This is a genomic window from Mycobacterium heidelbergense (assembly GCF_050205645.1).
Lineage (GTDB): Bacteria > Actinomycetota > Actinomycetes > Mycobacteriales > Mycobacteriaceae > Mycobacterium > Mycobacterium heidelbergense_A.
The window spans coordinates 1-24,195 of the sequence record NZ_JBNMQT010000035.1 but is presented as its reverse complement, the minus strand read 5'-3'; the positions used below and the strand labels follow the sequence as shown (position 1 = coordinate 24,195).

Sequence of the window (24,195 nt, the reverse complement as noted above, 5' to 3'; positions counted from 1 at the left end):
GTAGCCCCGAACGACCGCGCAGCGGTTTATTCTGCTGTAGCGCGCAGTGACGCTTCCGGCGTTCACCGCAAAGCGCGGACCGGCTGGAGCGGCGATGACACGCTGGACGGGAAATCCCTGGCAGCGCCTCGGCCTGCCGGCGCGCGTCGGTTGGCTCGTCGTCGGGGGATACGGCGTCGCGGCGCTGCTGGTCGCGGCGTCGTCGATGTGGGGGTGGGAGGGCGCCTACGCGACCCGGCCGGTCGACGAGGTGGTGTTCGCGCTCTGCATCGTCGTCACGGCGACATGCGCCGGCTATGCCGCTCGTTTCTCGACCGGGCGCCGCAGATTCGGATGGCTGGCGCTGGTGACGGCCCTTGCGGGCTGGGCAGTGGGCGAGGCGCTCTGGTCGGTGTATGAGGTGCGCCCCGAAATCGAGCACGCCAGGCATCCCGCCGCGGCCGAGGCCGTGTTCACGTTGTATCCGATCGGCGCCATGGCGTCTTTGGTGCTGTTGTCCAAACTGTCTCGCCACAGTCCGCGCCGACTGGTGCTGGACGGTCTGATCGTGGCGACCTCGCTGTTCGTAATCTCATGGGTATTCGTCCTCGACAAACAGCTGCGCGAGGACACCGGCGCGCGGCTCGGCACGCTCGTAGAGGTTTTCGCCGACGTCGTCATCCTGACGGCGGCGATCCTGATGCTGTCGCGGTATCGTCCCGGCGACCTACCGAGCCGCAGCCTGCTGGCCGGCGGGACCGGGACGATCGCCGTCGCCGACATCTTGATGGTTTTCCAGACCGGGATGGGCAGCTATCACCTGGGCGATCTGACCGACCTGGGGCGGGTGGCCGGCTTCGGGTTGATCGCGCTGGCCGGCCTGACCAGCGTCCACGAGTCGCCCGTGGCGTCGCCGCGGAAAGAGACCTTGTCGCGTGCCCTGCTCTGGTTGCCCTATCTGCCGCTTCTGCTGGCGGCTGCGGTCGGGTTGGGCCACGCACTGGGCCAGATGGCGCATGGGCCGCTGCTCGCGGCGCTAGGAATCCTGGTCGCCGGCGTGCTCGTCCGGCAATTCGTGGTGCTCGTCGAAAACCAGAAATTGTTGTCCGAGGTCGCGCGGGAAGCGTTTCGTGACAGCCTGACCGGTTTGGCCAATCGGGCGCAATTCCTGCGCCAATTGGAACAAGCCGTCGCCCAACGCCTGCACGACGCGACACCCATCGCGGTGTTGTGCCTCGATCTCGACAACTTCAAGTTGGTCAACGACGCCCTGGGTCACCCGGCCGGCGACGAACTGCTGATCCGCGTCGCCGGGCGGCTCACCGCCGCGCTTGCGGAAAAGGGCACCGTCGCGCGCCTGGGTGGTGACGAATTCGCCGTGCTCATCGAGGGTTCCGTCGAAGAATTGCAGGACGCGGCGCACCGGGTTCTGGAGGCCTTCAGCGCGGCGATCGTGATCGACGGTGTGCCCGTGGCGGTCCGGCCGAGCATCGGCTTCACCATGGCCACCGCCGACTCGAACTGCACCGTCGAGCAGCTCATCCGGCACGCCGATTTGGCTATGTATGCCGCCAAACGCGAAGGCGGCCAACGCATCCGAAGCTTCGTGCCCGATCTGCCCCTATCCTATGGGTTCCAGCAGTTCAGCGGGCCACCGATGGCGGCCGTCGACGATCGGCTCGCCGCCGCCGCCTCGCAGCGCGCCGCCGATACCGACAGGGCGCGGGCACCTGCGCTCGAGCCGAGCGCCGAAACCAGGACAACCACACCGGACCAACCGAACGACACACCCGACGGGATTCGGTGGCCTCCGACGTCAGTCCGAATTGCCCTGGCGCTGTTGCTGGTTGGAGTGATCGCCTTCGGCGCGACGAGCATCCTCAACCCGAGCGCCGGTCACAGCGTCTTCTCCAAATCCGCGTACGCGGCGTTGAACCTGTTGGCGGCCGCGGTGATTGCCTCGCGCGCGTATCGCGTGCCGGCCGACCGTTTGGGTTGGTCCCTGATCGCCGCCGGCATGGCGGTTTCGGCGCTGGGTGACGTCGTCTACGACTTACGCGTGCCAGACGGTCAGTCACCCTCGGTGGCCGATCCGGAGTACGTCTTGTTTTACCCGTTGGTTTATGCCGGGCTTGTGGTAGTCATGCGGGCGCGCCTGACGCGGGTGCCGATCCCGATCCGGCTCGACGCGCTGGTGTGCGGGCTGGCCACGGCCGCGGTGGCCGTGGCGCTGTGGACGGGACCCATTCACGCGGCCGCGACCCGCGCACCGGCAACCGTACTGATGGGCCTGATCTATCCATGCGGCGATCTGGTGCTGCTGGCCCTGGTCGCCGGCATGCTGCCGATACTCGGATGGCGCAACGGATTGCGTTGGGGCCTACTCGTTTTGGGCTTCATCGGTTTCGCCGTCGCCGACACCGCATACCTGTTCCAGACCTCCGAGGGCACCTACCGGGTCGGCAGCGCGCTCGATGCCCTCTGGCCCGCTGCGTCGCTGCTGGTGGCGACGGCGAGCTGGACCCCGAGGTCGTCCGTGGTGCCGCTACCGAGACGCGGACTTAGCTACTACGCCATGCCGGTGGCGTGCACGGTCGCGGCGCTTGCAGTCGTCGTCTTGAGTCAGCACTCACGCCTGGCGGCGACCCTCGCCGCGCTGAGCCTGATCGCGGTCACCGCGCGGTTTTCCGTCACCTTCCGCGACGTCAGCATGCAGGCCGAAAGCCACAAGCTGGCGATGACCGACGAATTGACGGCACTGCCCAATCGGCGATCGCTGGCGACGGCCCTCACCGCGCTGGCCGACTCCGTGCGGACGGGACCCCACCCGACAAACTCACCGGTACTCGCGCCGGCGCTGAGAACCCCCTCACGCCAAGCGCTTCTGATAGTGAAACTCTGCGACTTTCACAAGATCACCGGCTCGATCGGCCGCCACTTCGGCGACGAATTGTTGTGCCGCGTAGCGAATCGGATCGAGAAGAGCGTCCGCCGTGAGGATGTGGTTGCCCGCACCGGTGATGACGAGTTCGCGGTCCTGCTTGGCGAGGAGCCCGACGTCATTGCCGTTCGCGCACAGGCAGGTCGCTTGCTCGAGGCATTGAGCGAGCAGTTCACGCTGGATCCGATGACCGTGCAAGTCGAGGCCTGCATCGCGATCGCGCTCTACCCGGACCACTGCGACCACCCACAGGAGCTGCTGAATCGCGCCGAAACGGCCATCCCGCAAGCCAAGACCGCCAATAGCAAGATCGCGGTGTATGAGCCGGCGTTCGAGCTGTATCGCGACAACGACCCCAACCTGATCGACGAACTGCGCGCGGCGCTGTTCGAGGGTGACGAACTGACGCTGTATTACCAGCCGAAGATCAATGCGCGCGATGGCAACGTGCATAGCGTCGAGGCGCTGCTGCGCTGGCACCATCCCACCCGCGGATTACTGCTACCCGAGGAATTCCTACCCGCGGCCGACCGCGCCGGCCTGATGCGAAAGGTGGCCAACCGCACGCTCAACCGCGCTCTCGAACAGATCCAGTCCTGGCGCCGGCAGGGCATCACGCTGGCGGTCGCCGTCAACCTCTCGACGACGAACCTGCTCGACCTCGACCTGGTCGGCACCATCGAACGGCTGCTGCGGACCTACGGCCTGCCCTCCGACGCCCTCATCATCGAGATCACCGAGAGTGCCCTGGTGGATTCGGTGCGATCCCGAAACACCGTCGCCGAGTTGCAACGCCTGGGCGTTCGCATCTCGATCGACGACTACGGCACCGGGTGGTCGTCGCTGGCACGCCTGCAGGACGTCTCGGTCGACGAGCTCAAGCTCGACCGGATATTCGTGGCGCGGTTGGCCCAAGACCCGCGATCGGTCGCCATCGTGCGCTCCACGGTGGCGTTGGCGCGCAGCCTCGGAGCCGACCTGGTCGCCGAGGGAGTCGAAGACGAGATCACGTTGAGCGCGCTGCGGCGGTATGGCTGCACGATCACGCAGGGCTTCGTCCACAGCCCGCCGTTGCCCGCACCCGAATTGCAGCGGTGGATCGTCAGCCACGCACCCGGTTCGGATTCGAAATCCGAAGCGGGAGTGAGTGACTGATCGGCTAAAAGAGCTCCTTGGCCAGCAGTTCCAGGGTTGCCACGCGCGCCGGCGCGGTAGCGGGCTCGGTACCGCGGCGGGCCGAGGCGACCGGGTTGACCATCACCTCGTCGACGCCGAACCGTTCGGCAAGCGCCCGCACCTGTTCGGCGGCCTCCGCGGGCGCACCCAGCACGGCGCGCTGCAGGCCGCTTTCCACGATGCGCTCCTGCTGCGGTGTCAGCTCCGCGACGTGAGCTTCCTCGACCAAGGGCACCGGCCCGAGCGGTTGCCCGGTCCGTAGCTTCGCCATCATCTGAAGGTTGGGCAGCATCAACGCCGTTGCCTCGTCGCGTGTTTCGGCCACCGCGGCATTGACCGTCAAAAATGTCACCGGCTCGGCCGCGAGGTCGCTGGGTTTGAATCGGGAGCGGTAGAGCTCGAGCGCCTCTTCGGTTCCCTTGCCGGAGAAGTGATGGGCGAACACGTACGGCAGCCCCTTGGCGGCGGCCAGATGCGCCGAGTACATCGACGATCCCAGCAGCCACAGTAGCGGTTCGGTCGCGGCGGCCGGGGTGGCCTTCAAGGTGTAGTCCCCGGAACGCAGTGGCACCCGCACGCCGCGCGCACTCATCAGTGCCGCCACATCGTCGAGGTACTCGGGGAAGTGCTCGATGTCTTCCTCGCCACGGCCGCCGCGCAGGGCATACGACGTCACGGGGTCGGACCCTGGCGCCCTGCCGATGCCTAAGTCAATCCGACCCGGAGCGGCCGCTTCCAGCAGCGCGAACTGCTCGGCCACCGCCAGCGGCGCGTGGTTGGGCAACATCACGCCACCCGACCCGAGCCGCACCTGCGAGGTCTGCGCGGCCAGGTAGGCGATCAAGACCGGCGGGCTCGTAGCCCCCACCGACGGCATGTTGTGGTGTTCGGCGACCCAGTAACGGGTGAAACCCAGACGATCGGCGGCCTGCGCCAGCGACACGGTGGCCGCCAGCGCATCGGAGGTCGTCTGGTCGGTGCGCACCGGGACGAGGTCAAGGACGGAAAGTCGCACGATGGCGTTAACGCATGCGGGCCGGCGAACGTTCCCGGCTCATCTGCGCGAGCGTGCATAGTTGTACGGCTGCAGCGGCGCGTCGCCGCACAAACACGCACGCTCAATAGTTTTTGAGGGTGAGCGAGTTCACGATGTTGTCGAAGACGTCCTGCGGGATCGGCGCACCGCCCGGGATGTTGTCGATCACCAGCCACTGGTTGCGCTTGACGTAGTCGTGAAACTCCTTGTGGTAGTTGGAGAACCCAAGCTCGTAGTCCTCACCCGCCGCGGCGAGCTCGCCGGCCAGGATGTAGGCGCCCAGCAGCGCGACGCTGGTGCCCTGGCCCGACAACGGCGAGCAGCAATACCCGGCGTCGCCGACGAGGGCCACCCTGCCCTTCGACCAGCGGTCCATCTTGATCTGCGCCATCTCATCGAAGTAGAAGTCCGGCGCGGTCCGCATGTACTCCAGCAGCTGCGGGCGCACCCAGCCGTCGCCGGCCATCCGCCGCTCCAACTCGGCGAGCTGGGCCTGCGTGTCGCGGTAATCGAGCCGCAGGTCGGGCTCCATGAAGCCGACCATGGCCCGGGCCTCGGAGTTGTCGCGCGCGCTGTAGACGCCCACCATGGTGGAGTCCCCGTAATGCCACCGCTGCCAGTAGTCGAGGTCCAAGAAGTTGGGCACGGTGAAGATCGCCGCGTGAGTGCCCAGCCGCTCGATGAATTGCTCCTCCGGGCCGAAGGCCAATGCGCGCACATTGGAGTGCAAACCGTCGGCACCGATCACCAGGTCGAAGGTGCGCGCGGCGGCCCGCTCGAAGGTCACCGCCACCGAGGCGCCGTCGTCCTGCAACGCGACGATGCTGTCGTCGAACACATACTCGGTGTTCAGTTGCGTTGCCTCGTAAAGCAATTCGACGAGGTCGTCGCGCAGCAGTTCGATGTCGGGGTTGGCGATGAGCCCGCCGGTCGGCGTCGATTCGGTGTCCTGGGACAGCTCGTTGCCGTCGCGGTCGACGACGGACGCGCCCCTGATGCGGGTGCGGCGGTGATCGGCGGCGGCCCGCAGCGCCATGCGTTCGAGCACGCTGAGCGCCGGGCCCCGCACGTCGATGGCCTGACCGCCCGGCCGCAACCCGGGGTACCGTTCCACCACGGTGACCGAATAGCCATGCTGCGCAAGCCAATAGGCCGCGGTCGTACCGGCCACGCTGGCACCGGACACCAGAATATCGGTCACTTGATTCCTGCCAGCCTCTTCGCATGGGTGAAGACATCGTCGAGCATTACCGGAGTCAACCTACCGGTGAACATGTTTTGCTGGCTGGGGTGGTAGCAGCCGAGCAGACGCACGCCAGACGGCAGCGTCGCGACCGCGCCATGCCCGAACCGCGGTTTGCGCATTCCGGCCACGCCGGGTAGCCGCAACGCGATCTGCCACGCGAACCCGCCCAGGGCGACGACGACGCGAACATGGTCGGACACCAAACGCCATTCGGCATCCAGCCACGGCCAGCAGGCGTCCCGCTCCGCGGTAGTCGGCGCGTTGGCCGGAGGCGCGCATCGCACCGGTGCGGCGATCCGAATTGCGTTGGCCCGCAAGCCATCTGCGGCATCGACGCTGGTCGGTGAGTTCACCAGCCCCGCGCGGTGGAGCGCCGCGTAAAGCTGGTCCCCGGACCTGTCGCCGGTGAACATGCGGCCGGTCCGGTTGGCTCCGTGCGCGGCGGGCGCCAACCCGACGATCAACACCCGCGGGCGCTCGGATCCCCACCCCGGCACCGGCCGCCCCCAATAGGGCTGGTCGGCGAAGGCTCGGCGCTTGATCACGGCGACATCTTCACGCCAACTGACCAGCCGCGGGCAGGCACGGCACACGCTGACCACCGCATCGAGCTCCGGTATCGAAGCGGCCCGGGCGGCCAGCGCCGAAACCTGCGCGGCGTCGGCTGCCACCGGGGTCTGCGGGGTGGCCGGGTCGCCCGGCCACCCGGTGCCGGGCGCGACGGGAGAGCCGAACGCCTGGCCGGTATTCGGATGGACGAGCACATGAACATCCTGCATTCACGCGGTGCGGCCGGAAAATTCGGTCGCCCTAAATGCGGCTTTGGCATAAATTCAGCCGCGATATCCCATGAAAAGCACCGGCCCCGCGGTTCTGATCCTGTTCGCCACGCTGGTGGCGGCGGCGGGAACCGGCATCTCGATCGTCGCGTTCCCCTGGCTGGCGTTGCAGCACAACGGCAGCGCGCGGGAGGCGTCGATCGTGGCGGCAGCGATGACACTGCCGCTGGTGCTGTCCACGCTGGTCGCGGGCACGGCCGTCGACTCTTTCGGGCGCCGATGGGTGTCGCTGGTCTCCGATTCGCTGTCCGGCACCGCGGTGGCCGCGGTGCCGCTGATCGCCTGGCTTTTCGGTCCGAGGGCGATCAACGTTGTCGACCTGGCGGTGCTGGCCTTCTTCGCGGCCGCTTTCGACCCGGCTGGGACGACGGCGCGGGATTCGATGCTGCCCGAGGCCGCCGGCCGGGCGCGCTGGTCGTTGGACCGGATCAACAGCATTTACGAGGCGATTCAGAACCTCGGGTTCATCGTCGGTCCGGGCATCGGCGGCTTGATGATCGCCACGGTCGGCGGCGTCAACACGATGTGGCTCACCGCCGGGCTGTTCGGTCTGTCGATCCTCGCGATCGGGGCGCTGCGGCTCGAGGGTGCCGGCAAGCCACACCACGCAACCCGGCCCACCGGGCTGATGTCCGGGGTCGCCGAGGGGCTGCGATTCGTCTGGAACCTGCGGGTGCTACGGACGCTCGGGGTGATCGACTTGTTCGTCACCGCGCTGTACTTGCCGATGGAAAGCGTGCTGTTTCCAAAGTATTTCGCCGACAGCCACCAACCCGCGCAGCTGGGTTGGGCGTTGATGGCGCTGGCGATGGGTGGCGTGGCGGGCGCGCTCGGCTATGCGGTGCTGTCGAGATTCATGCGGCGACGCGCGGCCGTGCTGACCGCGACCCTCACCTTCGGTGCAGCAACGGTCGGCATCGCGTCCCTGCCGCCGTTGCCGGTGATCCTGGCGCTGTGCGCGGTGACCGGCGTGGTCTACGGCCCGATTCAGCCGATCTACAACTACGTGATGCAGACGCGGGCGCCGCATCATCTGCGCGGTCGAGTGGTCGGCGTGATGACGGGTCTGACCTACGCCGCCGGCCCGTTGGGCCTGCTGGTGGCGGGTCCCCTGGCGGACTCCGCCGGACTGAAGGCCACGTTCTTGACGCTGGCGGTGCCCATCCTGTTGATCGGGCTCGTCGCCTGCGGGCTGCCGTCGCTGCGCGAACTGGACCGCGCGCCGGAGTTCGCTGTCGAACCCCGACCTTGAAACGGCCTAGGATCGGGCCGTGAACTCGGATGCGCTGGCCGGCCTGATCGCCGGGCTGCCCGACGGGACCGTCGTCACCGATCCCGCCATTACCGAGGGCTACCGCCAAGACCGCGCCTTCGACCCGTCGGCCGGCAAGCCGCTGGCCGTCGTCCGGCCGCGGACCACCGAAGAGGTCCAGACGGTGTTGCGCTGGGCCACGGCCAACCAGGTGCCGGTGGTGCCCCGGGGAGCCGGCAGCGGGCTGTCGGGCGGAGCGACGGCGCTGGACAACGGGATCGTTCTGTCGACGGAGAAAATGCGCGACATCACCGTCGATCCGGTCACCCGCACCGCGGTATGCCAGCCCGGGCTGTTCAACGCCGAGGTGAAGAAGGCCGCCGCCGAGCACGGCCTGTGGTATCCGCCGGATCCCTCGTCGTTCGAGATCTGCAGCATCGGAGGCAACATCGCGACCAATGCGGGCGGACTGTGCTGCGTGAAGTACGGCGTCACGACCGACTATGTGCTGGGCATGCAGGTGGTGCTCGCCGACGGCACCGCGGTGCGCCTGGGTGGCCCGCGTTTGAAGGACGTGGCGGGCCTGTCGCTGTCCAAGCTGTTCGTGGGCAGCGAAGGCACGCTGGGCGTCATCACCGAAGTGACGCTGCGGCTACTGCCCGCGCAGAACGTGTCGAGTGTGGTGGTAGCCACCTTCGCCACGGTGGAGTCGGCGGTGGACGCGGTGCTCGGGGTCGCCGCGCGGCTGCGCCCGTCGATGCTGGAGTTCATGGATTCGGTCGCGATCAACGCCGTCGAGGACACCCTGCGCATGGACCTGGACCGCGGGGCGGCCGCCATGCTGGTGGCCGGCTCCGATGAAAGGGGGCGCGCGGCATCCGACGACGCCGAGGTGATCGCCGCGGTGTTCGCGGAAAACGGTGCGACGGAGGTGTTTTCGACCGACGACCCGGACGAGGGCGAGGCCTTCGTCGCCGCTCGCCGGTTCTGCATCCCGGCGGTGGAGGCCAAGGGCTCGCTGCTGCTCGAAGACGTCGGCGTGCCGCTGCCGGCGCTGGGCAAGCTGGTCACCGGGATCGAGCGCATAGCTGCCGAACGCGAGTTGATGATCTCGGTGATCGCGCATGCCGGCGACGGCAACACCCACCCGCTGATCGTGTACGACCCCGCCGATGCCGCCATGACGGAGCGCGCGCACCTGGCGTTCGGCGAGATCATGGACCTCGCCGTCGGCCTGGGCGGCACCATCACGGGTGAGCACGGCGTCGGCCGCTTGAAGCGGCCGTGGCTGGACGGCTACCTCGGACCCGAGGCGATGGAACTCAACCGGCGCATCAAAAAGGCGTTGGACCCGCTGGGCATCCTGAATCCCGGTGCGGCGATCTAGTCCCGCGTCCGCGTCGAGCGTGAAGCTAGCCGCACGCTCGGCGCCGAACGTGAAGCTGGCCGCACGCTCGGCGGATCGGCTTAGAACGCGAAGCGGTTCAGCACGTCGTAATTGCCCAGCGGAGTGGCGTTGACCAGCCGCCACAGCAACCGCAGCGGTGCCGACGGTATCCGCTCGTAGAGCGCCCCCACGGCGGACTGCTCGAGGAAGCGCAACCGCGGGTTCCATCGCTCGAGTTCGCGGGCATCGCGGATGCCCCACTTGGTGATGCCCTTGGTGAGCACCTTGGACAGCCGCGGCCCCATCGGCGAGGTCGTGTCGAAGAGGAGCTCGCCGCTGCCGAACCGATCCGTGAGGCTTTGTAGCAGCGCGCGTACCTGGGGACCGGCGAGGTACATGACAAGGCCCTCGGCGATCATCAGCATCGGACGATCGGTCGGTATCTCGTCGAGCCAGTCGTCGGTCACCGACGAGCCGATCATCCGGTAGCCGTCGCGATCGTCATACAGCTTGCGCCGCAACGCGATCACGTTCGGTTGGTCGACGTCGAACCACCGCACGGTGTCCGGTGGGTGCAGCCGAAACGCCCGGGTGTCCATGCCGCACCCGAGGTGCAGCACGACGGCGTCGGGATGGCGGCGCAAGAAGTCGGTGCTCCAGTCGTCGAACTGTTTGGCCCGCATGGTGACCAGGTACTGATTCGATCCGGGGTGCATGGCGCGGCGCATGCGGGTCCAGTCGTATTCGATGCGGTCCACCGCCTCCGCGGCCGCTGTGTCACCCAGAATCGGTGCCGGCGAACGGCTTTCGTATGCCCGCAGGTACAGGGTGCACAAGTTCGTCCATTCCACCGACCCCCACTGAACGTCAGTGAAGTCGACTTTGTCCGTCATCGTCATGGCTTTCTTTTTCCCTCCCGATATTCGGTCCACATCCGCATCAGCTGGTCGCGATAGTCCCGGGTGCAGAACTCGCAGAAATCGCGGAAGTCCTCGACGCGCTCCCGCTGCTCCGCGCGGTCCTCCCCCAGCACCGACAGCGCGAACTCGGCCGGCTCGATGCCCAGCCGCATCAGCGACAGCTGCGTTTCCATCACGCTGGTGAACCCGCCCGGCGTGAGGCGGTAGAGGTGTTGACGATTGGGGCTCGGCAATCGCTCCACCATGCCGCCTTCGAGAAGCTGCCGGGCGACGGTACTGATCGAGGCCTTGCTCACCGACAACACATCGGCCAGCTGCCCCAACGACTGCTGCGGTGGATCGCAGATCAGTAGCCACCCGTATATCCGGCCCATGGTGCGGGTGGCGCCGAGGAGCTCGAAGAACAGCCCCATGCGGTCGACGAATTCGGCCTCTTCCGGCGACATCGGACTCCTAGGTTTGTTCAGTACGAACTGAACGTACTGTACACGAGCCCCTCTGACCGGCACGTTGACATCAGCGCACCAATGCCTTACACATAAGACATGTCGGTTGATCTGTCTCATACCGCAGCGTTCCGGCTCGCCACCGCCGACACCTGGCCCAACCCCTGGCCGATGTACCGCGCGCTGCGCGACCACGACCCGGTGCATCACGTCGTTCCCGAAGGCAGGTCGGATCGCGACTACTACGTGCTGTCCCGGCACGCCGACGTCTGGGCGGCGGCCCGGGACCACGAGACGTTCTCGTCGGCGCAGGGACTGACGGTCAACTACGACGACCTGGAAATGATTGGGCTGCAGGACAATCCACCGTTCGTCATGCAGGATCCGCCGGTGCACACCGAGTTTCGCAAGCTGGTGTCGCGCGGTTTCACGCCACGGCAGGTCGAGGCCGTCGAGCCCAAGGTGCACGAGTTCGTCGTCGAGCGCATCGAGAGGCTCCGCTCCGACGGTGGCGGCGACATCGTCACCGAGCTGTTCAAGCCGCTGCCGTCGATGGTCGTCGCGCACTATCTCGGCGTGCCCGAGGGCGATCGGGCCCAATTCGACGGCTGGACCCAGGCCATCGTCGCGGCGAACACCACCGAAGGCGGTGTCAGCGGCGCGGTGGAAAGTGCCGGCGATGCCGTCGGGTCGATGATGGCCTACTTCACGCGGCTGATCGAACGGCGGCGGACGGAACCCGAGGACGACACCATCTCCCACCTCGTGGCCGCCGGAGTCGGCGCTGACGGCGACATCTCGGGCACGCTGTCGATTCTGGCCTTCACGTTCACGATGGTCACCGGGGGCAACGACACCGTGACGGGGATGCTGGGCGGGTCAATGCCATTGCTGCACCGGCGCCCCGACCAACGGCGGCTTTTGGTCGACGACCCGGCGCTGATCCCCGACGCGGTGGAAGAACTGCTGCGGCTGACCTCGCCGGTACAGGGGCTGGCGCGCACGGCCACGCAGGACACCGCGATCGGCGACACGACCGTCCCGGCCGGCCGCAAAGTGTTGCTGCTCTACGCGTCCGCCAACCACGACGAACGCCAATACGGCTCGGACGCAGGCGAACTCGACGTGACCCGCCGCCCACGCAACATCCTGACCTTCAGCCACGGGGCGCACCACTGCCTGGGCGCGGCGGCGGCGCGGATGCAATCGCGGGTGGCGCTGACCGAACTGCTGGCCCGCTGCCCGGATTTCGAGGTGGACGAATCCGCGATCGTCTGGTCGGGCGGCAGTTACGTCCGGCGCCCGTTGTCCGTACCGATCACGGTGAAATCCTGATGCCCGACTGGCTGGCCTCGCACCGCAGCGAGGCGGCGGCCGACCGAATACTCGACGCCGCCGAGGAGCTTTACACGGTGCGCGACCAGGCATCGATCGGCATGAACGAAATTGCCCGTGCCGCAGGCTGTTCCCGCGCGACCCTATACCGGTACTTCGAGAACCGCGACGCCCTGCGCACCGCCTATGTGCACCGCGAGACCCACCGGCTCAGCCGCGCGATCGCCGACGAGATCGACGGCATCGAGGATCCGCGCGAACGCTTGATCGCGAGCATCACCGCCACGTTGCGGATGGTTCGCGACAGCGCGGCGTTGGCGGCGTGGTTCGCCGTCACCCGCCCCCCGATCGGCGGCGAGCTGGCCGAAAAGTCGGAGGTGATCGCCGCGTTGGCCGCCGCCTTCGTGAGCTCGCTCGGCCCCGAAGAGCCCGCCGTCGTCGAACGCCGGGCCCGTTGGGTGATCCGGGTGATCACGTCGCTGCTGATGTATCCGGGCCGGGACGAGGCCGACGAACGGGCGATGATCGAGGAGTTCGTCGTCCCGATTGTCACGCCGGTCGGCGCCCGTCGCTAGCGTCGTCCACCTGCGCAACGAGATGTCCGCGACGCGGCGCCGAGCAACTATACCCATGTCTACTAGGGCTTTTTCGTCCAAACCGCTTTCTTGGGCGGCGCCGCAGCGCTATGTTATGGCCCATCGAGTTGTCGCAGAGCGATCGGTGGGGAGCAGACCAGGAGTCGAAGTGCGGGTGTCCGTGTGCGCCCACGACGACGCGCTGCTACCGATAACCAGCCAGCCGGCGCCGCCCAGGAAGGATCGATAGTGACTTACCCGTGTTTGCCGCCCGAAATCAATTCGGCACGGATGCAAACCGGTGCGGGGCCCGGGCCCATGCGCGCGGCCTCATCGGCCTGGCGTGGGCTCGCCGGCGAATTGCGGTCGGCGGCGAACTCGTTTGCGTCGGTGACGTCGAACCTGTCGGGTGAGACGTGGCAGGGACCCGCGGCCGCGGCGATGGCGGCCGCAGCCGCGCCCTATGCCGCGTGGCTGAGCGCGGCGGCCGGGCATACCGAACGGGCCGCCACCCAGGCCGCGGCGGTGGCAGCCTCGTTCGAGACGGCGCACGCCGCCACCGTGCCTACGCCGGCGATCGCGGCCAATCGCGCTCTATTGGTGACGCTGGTGAGCACGAACTTTTTGGGGCTGAACACCCCGGCGATCGCGGCTACCGAATCCCATTACGACGAGATGTGGGCCCAGGACGTGACCGCCATGGCCCATTACCACGCCGGTGCGTCGTCGGCCTGGGCCGGGATGGCCCCGCTCACGCCGCTGCAGGCGAGGCTCCCGCAACTCGTCGCCACCTGAACCCGGTCAGTCGCGCACGCGGGTGAAGCGGTGCAGCAGCCAGGCCAACGGGATCGTCAGGGCCAGCGTCGCGACGTAGAGATACAGCATCGAGCCGGTGTAGACGTGGGCCCGCACCACATAATCCATCGCGAACTCCATGGTCACCAGGTGGATAAGGAAAATCTCGTAGGAGATCTCGCCCAGCCACACCATGGGCCGGCTGGCCAGTAGTCGCGCATACAACCCCTGGTTACCCAGGGCCAACGGCGCCACTGCCAACGCCGCGATCACCGCGTAGAAGCACGTCTTGTACAGCGCCTCCCCCAGCGTCGCCGGTGAGGTGGTGGGCGCTCCCGCGATCGGAGTCGAGACGATGAAGTAGCAGATGATCGCCAGCGGTATCGCCACGAACGCATAGCACCGCACGCCCATCCGCTGCAGCACCGTCAGCAGCATGCCGCCCAGGAACCAGGCCAGGTAGGTCGGCAGCCACAGCCGGGCGCCGTCGGGAAACCAGTGATCGGTATGCACCAGGACCAGCCATGCCGGACTGAGCAACGCCATCGCCGCCAGGGCGCCGACCACCAGCTTCGGCTGCCAGCGCCGCCGAGAGATGAGCACCAGCAGCACGTAGGCCAGCAGGGGCAGCACCACGTAGAAGGCGGCCTCCACCGCCAGGCTCCACATCTGGGTCAAACCCTGATGCAGGTACTTGCCGAGATAGCCGTCGGTGTAGATCTGCGTCAGGGTGAGGTTGCGCACCAGGCCCGTCCACGAATGTCCGGGGTTCGGTCCCGCCTCCCGGAAGTGGTACAGCACGTAGGCAACCAGAACCGTGATGACATAGGCGGGCATGATGCGCCGAACCCGGTGCCACGCATAGCGACTCAGCGAGGGTGGCGGGCCATCGGTGGCGGCAGATTTGACCCACGGGCGGAACAGCAGGAAGCCGGAGAGGACGAAGAAGATCGGAACGCCGATCTCCATCCGGGAGCCGACCAGACCCCAGTACCCGTGGGTGTACTTGCCGGTGGTGTAGGCGGCGTGGGTGCCGACGACCAGGAGGGCGGCGACCGCGCGGATGCCGGTCAGCGACGCGACGCGGTCCACATGGGCGACCTGCTCGAGTCCGCCCTGGGCGTCTCTCTCCTCGGACAGCGTCATCCGGCGCGTTTCTTGCGTGGTTTGGGCTTGCCGGAGCCACGATCCGGCCGCAGGTCGATCAGCACGCCCGAGATGCGTGTGCGCTCAAGCTTTTTCACGGTTGCCTTCGGCAGTTTGGCCGGAAGCTCCACTAAGGAGAAATCCGGGCCGATGGCGATGTGGCCGAAATCGCTGCGGTGCAGCCCGCCCTCGTTGGCGATGGCACCGACGATCGCGCCGGGGCCGATCTTGTGACGCTTGCCCACGGAGATGCGATAGGTGGCGAAATCCCGTGTCTGCCTTAGTTTTTCATGGGGTTTTTCACGACGTTCCCGTCGCTCGCGCCGCTCGGGCGGCGGTTCGGGTGCCATCAGGAACTCCTCGCCGTCGCGCGACTGCAGAGCCAGCGCGGCGGCGATGTCGGCCATCGGGACGTCATGCTCGCGTTCGTAGTCCTCCACCAGCTTGCGGAACAGCTCGATTTCCGGACCACCGAGCGCGCGGGTGATGGAATCGCCGAATTTGGCCACGCGCTGCGCATTGACGTCCTCGACAGTGGGCAACTCGGTCTCGGTGAGCGTTTGGCGGGTTGCCTTTTCGATCGCCTTCAGCAGGTGGCGTTCCCGCGGGGCGACGAACAACAGCGCAGTTCCCGAACGCCCGGCCCGGCCGGTGCGTCCGATGCGGTGCACGTAGGACTCGGTGTCGTGCGGGATGTCGTAGTTGAGCACGTGCGATATCCGCTCCACGTCCAACCCGCGCGCGGCCACATCGGTGGCGACCAGGATGTCGATGCCCTTGGGGCCCCCGTCTCGCAGCGCGGCTATGGTCCGCTCGCGCTGCCCCTGCGGGATGTCGCCGTTGATGGCGGCCGCGGAAAAGCCTCGGGCGCGCAGCTTTTCGGCCACCTCCTCCGTCGCCTGTTTGGTGCGTACGAAGACGATCATCGCCTCGAACGGCTCCACCTCGAGCACACGGGTGAGCGCGTCCATTTTGCGCGGCCCGGCCACCTGGATGTAGCGCTGCGAAATGTTCTCGGCCGTAGCGGTTTTCGCTTTGGTGGTGACTTCGAACGGATCGTGTAGGTACTTGGCGGTGAGCTTGCGGATCGGGGCCGGCATGGTCGCCGAAAACAGCGCGACCTGTTTGTATTCCGGCGTTTCGGACAGGATGCGCTCGACGTCCTCGGCAAAGCCCATGGCGAGCATCTCGTCGGCCTCGTCGAGCACCAGGTAGTCCACCCGCGACAGGTCGAGCGTGCCGCGTTCGAGGTGGTCGATGATGCGGCCTGGCGTTCCCACCACCACGTGCGCGCCGCGCCGCAGTCCGGCCAGTTGCACGCCGTAGGACGACCCCCCGTAGATCGACAGCACATTGATCTTGGGCAGCTGCGCCCCGTAGCGGCTGAACGCCTCGGCCACCTGCAGCGCCAGTTCCCGGGTGGGCGCCAGTACCAGGGCCTGGGTCGCGTTGCTGGTCACGTCGATCTTGGACAGGATCGGAATCGCGAACGCCGCCGTCTTGCCCGTGCCGGTCTGCGCCAGACCCACCACGTCGGAACCGGCCATCAGCGCCGGAATCGTCGCCGCCTGGATGGCCGTCGGTGTCTCGTAGCCGACGTCGGCGATCGCCCGCAAGACGGAGGGATTGATCTGCAGGTCGGCAAACGTCGTAGAAACAGCCTCGGGCGAGCTGTCGGGGAAGGTCATCGTCCCTGAAGTCTAGTGGTGACCGCGAGCTCAGCAGAGCTGAGCGTGGCGGGTCACCAGACAGCGCCGAGGTGATCGGGAGTTCAACTTGGGCGCGGCATGCCTGCCACGCCGCCGAGCCCGACGACGGTACGGTGCGCGATGTGTGGTCGCTACCGTGCCCTACCGAGCCGCTGTCCGCCCTCTCCGTCGCGGTGGTGCTCGGCGCGGCGTTGACCGGCTGCGGCACGGGAGACTCCACGGTCGCCAAGACCCCGCAGGCAACGACAACCACCCCGGCACCCTCCACCGCACCCGGCCAGGCGTCCGGCGCGGCGACGACGCCCAGCGGCGCACCGGCCGACCCGTGCGCGATCAATCTGGCGTCGTCGACCATCGCGAAAGTCGTCTCCGAGCTGCCTCGCGATCCCCGCAGTCAACAGCCCTGGAATCCGGAGCCGCTGGCCGGCAACTACAACCAGTGCGCCCAGTTGTCGGCGGTGATCATCAAGGCCAACACCAACGCCATCAATCCCACCACCCGGGCGGTGCTGTTCCATCTCGGTCAGTTCATCCCGCAGGGCGTGCCCGACACCTACGGTTTCAACGGCATCGACGCGGCGCAGACCACCGGCGACACCGTGGCGTTGACCTATCCCGGCGGCATCAACGGCTTGAACACCGACGTGCGATTCCACTGGAACGGCAACGGCGTCGAGCTGATCGGGAACACCCCCGGCCACTAAGCAGATCGCTAGCCCGGCACCGCCGGATTGTCGGCCGCCTCACCTACAGTTGCTGCTGTGTTCGTCACCGGCGACAGCATCGTCTACAGCGCATCGGATCTCGCGGCCGCAGCCCGCTGCGAGTACGCACTGCTGCGCGATTTCGACGCGAAGCTGGGTCGCGGCCCCGCCGTCGTCGTGGAGGACGAGCTGCTCGAACGCACGGCCGCGTTGGGCCACCGGCATGAGCAACGCGAGCTCGACCGCCTGCGCGCGGAGTTCGACGATGCGGTCGCGATCATCGGCCGTCCGGCCTACACGCTCGAAGGGCTGACGGCCGCCGCCGAGGCGACCCGGCGCGCCATCGCCGACCGCGCCCCGGTGGTGTATCAGGCCGCGATGTTCGACGGCCGCTTCGTGGGATTCGCCGACTTCCTGGTCTCCGACGGAGAGCAATACCACCTCGTCGACACCAAGCTGGCCCGCTCCCCCAAGGTCACCGCGCTGTTGCAGCTGGCGGCTTACGCCGACGCGCTGGCCGGAATGGGCGTCTCGGTCGCGCCGGAGGCCGAACTGCGACTGGGCGATGGGTCTGTCGTGCGTTATCGCGTCTGCGACCTGATCCCCGTCTACCGGTCCCAGCGCGCGCTCCTGGAACGTCTGCTCGACGACCACTACGCCGCGGGCACCGCGGTTCGCTGGGAAGACGAAGGGGTGCGGGCATGCTTTCGTTGCCCGCTGTGCGAAGAACAGGTGCGCGCCACCGACGACCTCCTATTGGTCGCCGGCATGCGAGTAAGCCAGCGGGACAAGCTCATTGACGCAGGCGTCACCACGGTCGCCGAGCTGGCCAAGCACCGCGGGACCGTACCCGACCTGACGCCCGGCGCGCTGGGCAAGTTGACCGCGCAGGCCAAACTGCAAGTCCTGCAACGCAACACCGGCATCCCGCGATTCGAGATCGCCGATCCCCAGCCACTGGCCCTGTTGCCCGAGCCCGACCCCGGCGACCTGTTCTTCGACTTCGAAGGCGATCCGCTGTGGACCACCGACGGCCACGACTGGGGTCTGGAATACCTGTTCGGCGTCTTGGAAGCCGGGCCCACCGGCACGTTCCGGCCGCTGTGGGCGCACACCCGGGTCGACGAACGCAAGGCGCTGACCGATTTTCTGGCGATGGTGGCCAAGCGCCGCAAGCGCCGCCCCAACATGCACATCTACCACTACGCGCCGTACGAGAAGACCGCCCTGCTGCGCCTTTCCGGCCGGTACGGGGTCGGCGAGTACGAGGTCGACGAGCTACTGCGCAGCGGGACGTTGGTCGACCTGTATCCGTTGGTGCGCAAAAGCATTCGGGTGGGCGCCGAATCGTTCGGCCTGAAGGCGCTGGAGCCCCTCTACATGGGGGCGCAGCTGCGCTCCGGAGATGTCACCACGGCCGCCGATTCGATCACCTCCTACGCCCGGTACTGCGAGCTGCACGACGCCGGCCGCGTCGACGAAGCCGCAACCGTGCTCAAGGAGATCGAGGACTACAACCATTACGACTGCCGGTCGACGCAGGAACTGCGCAACTGGCTACTCGTGCGCGCATGGGAATCCGGCGTCACACCCGTTGGCGCCCAACCGGTTCCCGACGGCACCGCCGTCGAAGGTCACGACCGGTTGGCGGCGGCGCTGTCGACATTCGCCGGCGACGCCGCCGTCGGCGACCGCACCCCGGAGCAGACCGCGGTCGCGCTGGTCGCCGCCGCACGCGGCTACCACCGGCGCGAGGACAAACCGTTCTGGTGGGCGCATTTCGACCGGTTGAACTTCCCGGTCGAGGAGTGGGCGGACAACACCGACGTCTTCGTCGCCGACCACGCCGCGGTCGACGTCGACTGGCACCTGCCGCCGCGTGCGCGAAAACAGCAACGACGAGTCCGGCTGCGCGGCGAGCTGGCACGCGGCGACCTGATGACCAACGTCTTCGCCCTCTACGACGCCCCGGCCCCGCCGGGCATGACCGACAACCCCGACCGACGGGCGGCCGGCCGGGCCGAGGTCATCGAGGCCGACGATCCCGCGTTGCCCACCGAAGTGGTCATCCTCGAGCGAGTGGGCAATGACGGCAACACCTTTCACCAACTGCCGTTCGCGCTCACCCCCGGCCCCCCCGTTCCCACCCTGGCGCTGCGGGAATCGATCGAATCGACCGCCGCCACGCTGGCCGCCGCGCTGCCACAACTGCCGCGCACCGCGATGATCGACGTCCTGCTGCGCCGCGCGCCCCGAACCCGCAGCGGCGCCCCGCTTCCGCGCGGCACCGACACGGCCGCAGACATCACCGCGGCGGCGCTGGACCTGGACGCGTCGTACCTCGCGGTGCATGGGCCGCCGGGCACCGGCAAGACGTACACCGCCGCCCAGGTGATCAAGCAGTTGGTGACGCAACATTCCTGGCGCATCGGCGTGGTGGCGCAATCGCACGCCACCGTGGAGAACCTGCTGGACGCCGTGATCGACGCCGGGCTGGAACCCAGCCGGGTCGCCAAGAAGCGGTATGACCATCACGCCCCGCGCTGGCAGGAGATCGACAGCGGCGACTATGCGGCCTTTATCGCCAGCTCCGCGGGATGCGTGATCGGCGGCACGGCATGGGATTTCGCCAATCCCGCTCGTGTCGCCCACGGCAGCCTGGATCTGCTGGTCATCGACGAGGCGGGCCAGTTCTGCTTGGCCAACACGATCGCCGTCGCACCGGCGGCCGCCAATTTGCTGCTGCTCGGCGACCCGCAGCAGCTGCCACAGGTCAGCCAGGGCACACATCCGGAGCCGGTCGACACGTCGGCGCTCGATTGGCTGGTCGACGGCCAGCGCACGCTGCCCGATGAACGCGGATACTTCCTGGACCGCTCCTACCGGATGCACCCGGCGGTCTGCGCCGCGGTCTCGGCGCTGTCCTACGAGGACCGATTGCACTCCCATGCCGAGCAAACCGCCGCGCGGCGGCTGGAGGGATATCAGCCCGGCCTCCATGTGCTACCCGTTGCCCACCAAGGAAACTCGGTCGAAAGCCGCGAAGAAGCCGACGCGATCCTCGCCGAGATCCAGCGCGTGCTCGGGGCCGCGTGGACCGACGAGCGCGGCACCAGGCCGCTGACCGCCGCCGATGTCCTGGTGCTCGCGCCGTACAACGCCCAGGTGGCGCTGGCGCGCCGACGCCTGGCATCGGCAGGTATGGAAGCGGTCCGGGTCGGAACGGTCGACAAGTTCCAGGGCGGGCAGGCGCCGGTGGTCTTCATCTCGATGACGGCCTCGTCCGTCGACGAAGTGCCGCGTGGAATCTCGTTTCTGCTCAACAGGAATCGGCTCAACGTCGCCGTCAGCCGGGCGCAGTACGCGGCGGTGATCGTGCGCTCGGAGCAGCTGACCGAGTACCTGCCCGGCACGCCCGCGGGCCTGATCGACTTGGGCGCTTTTCTGGCGCTGACGTCCGGCTAGCGACCGGACGAATGCCGGCCGTAGCCGGTGGGATCCTCGTCCGGATCGGGACGGTAGTGCTGTCCCCGCGGCGCCTCGCCGGCGGACTCGAACGGCGCGAACTCGGCGACGGGACGGAAGCTGCGCCCGATGTCGACATGAGAGCCGTTGTGCGCGAAGCCGATAGGTTCCGCTCGCCGCGCCGTTATCAGCGCCTCCGGCGCGGGCGCGAGGTCCGGTTCGCGACGAAGGACGAACTCGACGTAGTCGTCGTCATCGTCGTCGTAGTCGTGGTCGATCAGCTCCTCATCGGCCAGTGCCGAAGCCGCGAAACCGGCCAGGAACAATGCGGCAACGATCCCGAACAACGCGATGAACGCGGGCAGCAGCAGCGACTGCGACATCGCGGCGGAGAACGGCTCGCGGAGGAATTCGGGCAGCTGCAGGGTGCTGGCAGTGCTGGCGCCCTCCGAAGCGTCGCCGGTGGTTGCCCCCGCGGGCATCTGGGCACTGATCCGCCACGTCATGAATGCGGCCATCGCGGCGCTGCCGAGCACGGCGCCGAGCTGGCGGACCGAGTTGTATACGGCGGAGCCCGCGCCCGCCAGATGCGGCGGCAGGTTGCGCGTCGCGGTGGCGGTCAACGGCGACCACACGAACGCGCTCCCGACGCCGATGACGCCGAACGGCAACAGCAGCCGCCAGATCGGGGTGTCCGGGGCCATCTCGAACACAAGCCACGTGAGCCCGATCGCCACCGTCGAAAAGCCGAAACCGAGCACCGGCCGCGGGTGATATCGGTCGACCATCACGCCGGCGAACGGCGCCAGCACGCCGTTGGCGAGCGCCACCGGCGCGATCACCAACGCCGAAAGCATCGGCGACAGCCCGCACACCGCCTGCGTGTAGAACATCAGCGGCAGCATCGTGGCCGTCGACGCGAACGCGATGACGGCCGCCCCGGCGTTGCAGAGGCTGAAGTCGCGGTCGGCGAAGATGTCCAGCGGTATCAGCGGCTCGCGCGTGTTGACGGCCTGCCAGTAGACGAACACCGACATGCAGCCGACACCGGCGACGATCATCGCCCAGATCCACGGCTGCCATCCCGCGGCCTGGCCCTCCTGCAGCCCGAAGACGATCAGGAACATGCCGATCCCGGACAGCGCGACACCGACCAGGTCGAATCGGTGCGCCTGGGTCGGCAACGCGGGCACCAGCCAGAGCGCCATGCCCAGCCCGATGACCCCGATTGGGACGTTGACGAAGAAAATCCACTCCCACCCCAGCGCGCCCACCAGCGCTCCACCGGCCAGCGGTCCCACCAGCGTGGCGACCCCCGCGGTGGCGCCCCACAGGCTGACCGCGACACCGCGCCGCTCCGGCGGGAAGATCCGGGTGATCGTCGACAAGGTCTGCGGGGTGAGCACTCCGGCGCCAATCCCCTGCACCACGCGGGCGGTGATCAGCATGGCGACACTTCCGGCCAGCCCACACCACAGCGAGGCCGCCGTGAACAGCACAAGGCCGGCCAGGTAGAGGTTCTTGGTGCCGAACCGGTCCCCGAGCCGGCCGGCGACCAGCAACACGACCGCGTAACCCAGCAGGTAGGCGCTCGTCACCCAGACGACGGAGGCGTACCCGGTGTGTAAGTCGGCCATGATGGTCGGATTGGCGACCGCGACGATGGTCGAGTCGACCATGATCATGAAAAAGCCGATCATCATCGCCCACAGCGCGTTCCACGGGTTGGCGTTTGACGGAAGCGTGAATTTCCAGCGCCAGGTGGGCTCGACACGACGGGGCCCCGCGCGCCGGGTTTCCCCGGCCCACCTGGGCGACGCCGTGGTCATGCCCTCACCTCGCTTCAGCTCCCGACGATGCTCTCCGGTCGATTCGGGCCCTGCCGGCCCGAACTGGTCGACCGGCACGCCCCATGAGCGGGGTGCTACAGCCTGCACGCGGCTGAGTCGCGATTGGCGCCGACGAACGGCTCGCATCGTCACCGACCTGTGTCCAGCGTGCATTATTCCGGGTGGGGCAATTAGCGGCCGCCGCGGACCGAATGCGGGGCCGCAAATGGCACGCTTTCGCGCCCGGTCCGTGCTCAGCAAAACGCGCGTTAGCCTGAAAGGGACGCCAATGCAGGAGAGGCAATATGTGCGCCCGACATAGGTCAGGGAGTTGGTCTTGAAAAGATCCGGGAGAAGGTCCGAGCGCGGGTTTGCGCCGGATGCGCTGCCCGCCGCGGGGGGCGGCCGGCCCAAGGCATCCGCGCGGGCATTGGCGCAGGTCATCGAGCGTAGCTCCCGGCTGCAGGGCCCGGCCGCGGCGGCCTATGTGGCCCGGCTGCGGCGGGCCCACCCCGGTGCCAGCCCGGCCGAGATCGTCGCCAAGCTGGAAAAGCGCTACCTGGCCGCGCTGACGGCCAGCGGCGCCGCAGTGGGTTCCGCGGCCACGTTCCCCGGGGTCGGGACGCTGACGGCGATGACCGCCGGCGCCGGGGAAACGGTGTTCTTCCTCGAGGCCACCGCGGTGTTCGTGCTGGCGAACGCCGTGGTGTACGGCATCCCGGCCGACCATCGCGAACGGCGCCGCGCCCTGGTGCTTTCCGTCCTGGTCGGGGACGACAGCAAGCGCGCCATCGGCGAGTTGATCGGCCCCGGGCGCACCAACGGTGGCTGGCTGGCGGAGGGCATGGCCACGCTGCCGCTGCCGACCTTGTCGCGGTTGAACACGCGGATGCTCGGATACTTCGTCAAGCGGTACACCGTGCGACGTGGCGCGCTGATGTTCGGCAAGATGCTGCCGGTCGGCATCGGCGCCGCGGTCGGTGGCGCCGGCAATCGCATGGTGGGCAAGAAGATCGTCCGCAACGCCCGCCAGGCATTCGGCGTCCCGCCGGCGCGCTGGCCGGCCCCCCTGCGCGTGCTGCCGCCCGTCGACGAAGCCGGCTAGCCGCCGAGCTTGGATGGTCCGTCTGGCGAATGGCCGGGGAAGCGATAGCCTTTATGGGTCGGAAACGTCGAGGAGCGCCGCGGGTGTGAAGTGACGGGTCAACCGGGGTGCAAGAAGTCGCAGGCGCCGCGCAATGCGCTTGCAAAACAAAGGAATTGAGGCGAACAGCGGCCGTGAGCAACATAAGTTCACCATTCGGGCAAAACGAATGGCTGGTCGAGGAAATGTACCGCAAGTTCCGCGACGACCCGTCGTCGGTGGACCCGAGCTGGCATGAGTTCCTGGTCGACTACAACCCCGAGCCCGCCTC

The 24,195-nt window shown here is 67.8% G+C and carries 18 protein-coding genes; 10 read left to right on the top strand and 8 right to left on the bottom strand.

Features of this window, described 5'->3' with window-relative positions:
- Positions 1-94: 94 nt before the first annotated feature.
- The gene (locus ACQI5H_RS23560) at positions 95-4,075 is read left to right on the top strand and encodes a diguanylate cyclase domain-containing protein (RefSeq protein WP_427081704.1); all 3,981 of its coding nucleotides are present in this window, start codon (positions 95-97) and stop codon (positions 4,073-4,075) included.
- Between the two features lie 4 nt (positions 4,076-4,079).
- On the opposite strand, the gene ACQI5H_RS23555 is transcribed toward ACQI5H_RS23560, so the two are convergent.
- The 3 genes from ACQI5H_RS23555 to ACQI5H_RS23545 all read right to left on the bottom strand — a co-directional run bounded on the left by ACQI5H_RS23555 (position 4,080) and on the right by ACQI5H_RS23545 (position 7,157).
- Complete coding sequence (locus ACQI5H_RS23555) at positions 4,080-5,111, bottom strand: LLM class flavin-dependent oxidoreductase (protein ID WP_427081703.1); 1,032 nt, start codon at positions 5,109-5,111, stop codon at positions 4,080-4,082.
- 103 nt (positions 5,112-5,214) lie between these two features.
- The gene (locus tag ACQI5H_RS23550) at positions 5,215-6,333 is read right to left on the bottom strand and encodes an FAD-binding protein (RefSeq protein ID WP_427081702.1); all 1,119 of its coding nucleotides are present in this window, start codon (positions 6,331-6,333) and stop codon (positions 5,215-5,217) included.
- Positions 6,330-7,157: a uracil-DNA glycosylase gene (locus tag ACQI5H_RS23545; RefSeq protein WP_427081701.1), complete on the bottom strand. Its 828-nt coding sequence runs from the start codon at positions 7,155-7,157 to the stop codon at positions 6,330-6,332. The genes ACQI5H_RS23550 and ACQI5H_RS23545 overlap by 4 nt, the downstream gene beginning before the upstream one ends.
- Before the next feature lie 70 nt (positions 7,158-7,227).
- Here ACQI5H_RS23545 and ACQI5H_RS23540 point away from each other — a divergent pair, with 70 nt between their 5' ends.
- Together ACQI5H_RS23540 and ACQI5H_RS23535 are read left to right on the top strand one after the other, a co-directional pair.
- A complete protein-coding gene (locus ACQI5H_RS23540) occupies positions 7,228-8,469 on the top strand; it encodes an MFS transporter (protein ID WP_427081700.1) in 1,242 nt (413 codons plus the stop codon).
- 19 nt (positions 8,470-8,488) lie between these two features.
- Positions 8,489-9,856 (top strand): FAD-binding oxidoreductase, encoded by a 1,368-nt coding sequence (locus ACQI5H_RS23535; protein ID WP_427081699.1) that lies wholly within the window; start codon positions 8,489-8,491, stop codon positions 9,854-9,856.
- An 80-nt stretch (positions 9,857-9,936) separates the two neighbouring features.
- On the opposite strand, the gene ACQI5H_RS23530 is transcribed toward ACQI5H_RS23535, so the two are convergent.
- Positions 9,937-10,749, bottom strand: a complete 813-nt coding sequence (locus ACQI5H_RS23530) for a class I SAM-dependent methyltransferase (RefSeq protein ID WP_427081714.1) — start codon at positions 10,747-10,749, stop codon at positions 9,937-9,939.
- Positions 10,750-10,751: 2 nt separating this feature from the next.
- Positions 10,752-11,222 (bottom strand): GbsR/MarR family transcriptional regulator, encoded by a 471-nt coding sequence (locus ACQI5H_RS23525; protein WP_427081698.1) that lies wholly within the window; start codon positions 11,220-11,222, stop codon positions 10,752-10,754.
- A gap of 99 nt (positions 11,223-11,321) precedes the next feature.
- Here ACQI5H_RS23525 and ACQI5H_RS23520 point away from each other — a divergent pair, with 99 nt between their 5' ends.
- The 3 genes from ACQI5H_RS23520 to ACQI5H_RS23510 all read left to right on the top strand — a co-directional run bounded on the left by ACQI5H_RS23520 (position 11,322) and on the right by ACQI5H_RS23510 (position 13,927).
- Positions 11,322-12,557: a cytochrome P450 gene (locus tag ACQI5H_RS23520; protein WP_427081697.1), complete on the top strand. Its 1,236-nt coding sequence runs from the start codon at positions 11,322-11,324 to the stop codon at positions 12,555-12,557.
- Positions 12,557-13,132: a TetR/AcrR family transcriptional regulator gene (locus ACQI5H_RS23515; protein WP_427081696.1), complete on the top strand. Its 576-nt coding sequence runs from the start codon at positions 12,557-12,559 to the stop codon at positions 13,130-13,132. The genes ACQI5H_RS23520 and ACQI5H_RS23515 overlap by 1 nt, the downstream gene beginning before the upstream one ends.
- A 249-nt stretch (positions 13,133-13,381) precedes the next feature.
- Positions 13,382-13,927 carry a PPE family protein gene (locus tag ACQI5H_RS23510; protein WP_427081695.1) on the top strand — a complete coding sequence of 182 codons (546 nt, stop codon included), beginning with the start codon at positions 13,382-13,384 and terminating at the stop codon, positions 13,925-13,927.
- A gap of 6 nt (positions 13,928-13,933) precedes the next feature.
- Here ACQI5H_RS23510 and ACQI5H_RS23505 read toward each other — a convergent pair whose 3' ends face one another.
- Positions 13,934-15,073, bottom strand: a complete 1,140-nt coding sequence (locus ACQI5H_RS23505) for an acyltransferase family protein (RefSeq protein ID WP_427081694.1) — start codon at positions 15,071-15,073, stop codon at positions 13,934-13,936.
- Complete coding sequence (locus tag ACQI5H_RS23500; RefSeq protein ID WP_427081693.1) at positions 15,070-16,761, bottom strand: DEAD/DEAH box helicase; 1,692 nt, start codon at positions 16,759-16,761, stop codon at positions 15,070-15,072. Before ACQI5H_RS23500 ends, ACQI5H_RS23505 begins: the two co-directional genes overlap by 4 nt.
- A gap of 134 nt (positions 16,762-16,895) precedes the next feature.
- Here ACQI5H_RS23500 and ACQI5H_RS23495 point away from each other — a divergent pair, with 134 nt between their 5' ends.
- Both ACQI5H_RS23495 and ACQI5H_RS23490 read left to right on the top strand, forming a co-directional pair.
- The gene (locus ACQI5H_RS23495; protein WP_427081713.1) at positions 16,896-17,486 is read left to right on the top strand and encodes an LppP/LprE family lipoprotein; all 591 of its coding nucleotides are present in this window, start codon (positions 16,896-16,898) and stop codon (positions 17,484-17,486) included.
- Between the two features lie 57 nt (positions 17,487-17,543).
- Positions 17,544-20,951 (top strand): TM0106 family RecB-like putative nuclease, encoded by a 3,408-nt coding sequence (locus ACQI5H_RS23490; RefSeq protein WP_427081692.1) that lies wholly within the window; start codon positions 17,544-17,546, stop codon positions 20,949-20,951.
- Here ACQI5H_RS23490 and ACQI5H_RS23485 read toward each other — a convergent pair.
- Positions 20,948-22,780: a DHA2 family efflux MFS transporter permease subunit gene (locus tag ACQI5H_RS23485; RefSeq protein ID WP_427081691.1), complete on the bottom strand. Its 1,833-nt coding sequence runs from the start codon at positions 22,778-22,780 to the stop codon at positions 20,948-20,950. The two genes, ACQI5H_RS23490 and ACQI5H_RS23485, sit on opposite strands and share 4 nt — an antisense overlap.
- A gap of 337 nt (positions 22,781-23,117) precedes the next feature.
- On the opposite strand from ACQI5H_RS23485, the gene ACQI5H_RS23480 reads away from it, so the two are divergent.
- Both ACQI5H_RS23480 and ACQI5H_RS23475 read left to right on the top strand, forming a co-directional pair.
- Positions 23,118-23,885, top strand: coding sequence for a hypothetical protein (locus ACQI5H_RS23480; RefSeq protein WP_427081690.1), 768 nt, complete (start codon positions 23,118-23,120; stop codon positions 23,883-23,885).
- Positions 23,886-24,058: 173 nt separating this feature from the next.
- On the top strand, positions 24,059-24,195 hold a 137-nt coding region (locus ACQI5H_RS23475), incomplete at its 3' end, for a 2-oxoglutarate dehydrogenase E1 subunit family protein (protein WP_427081712.1).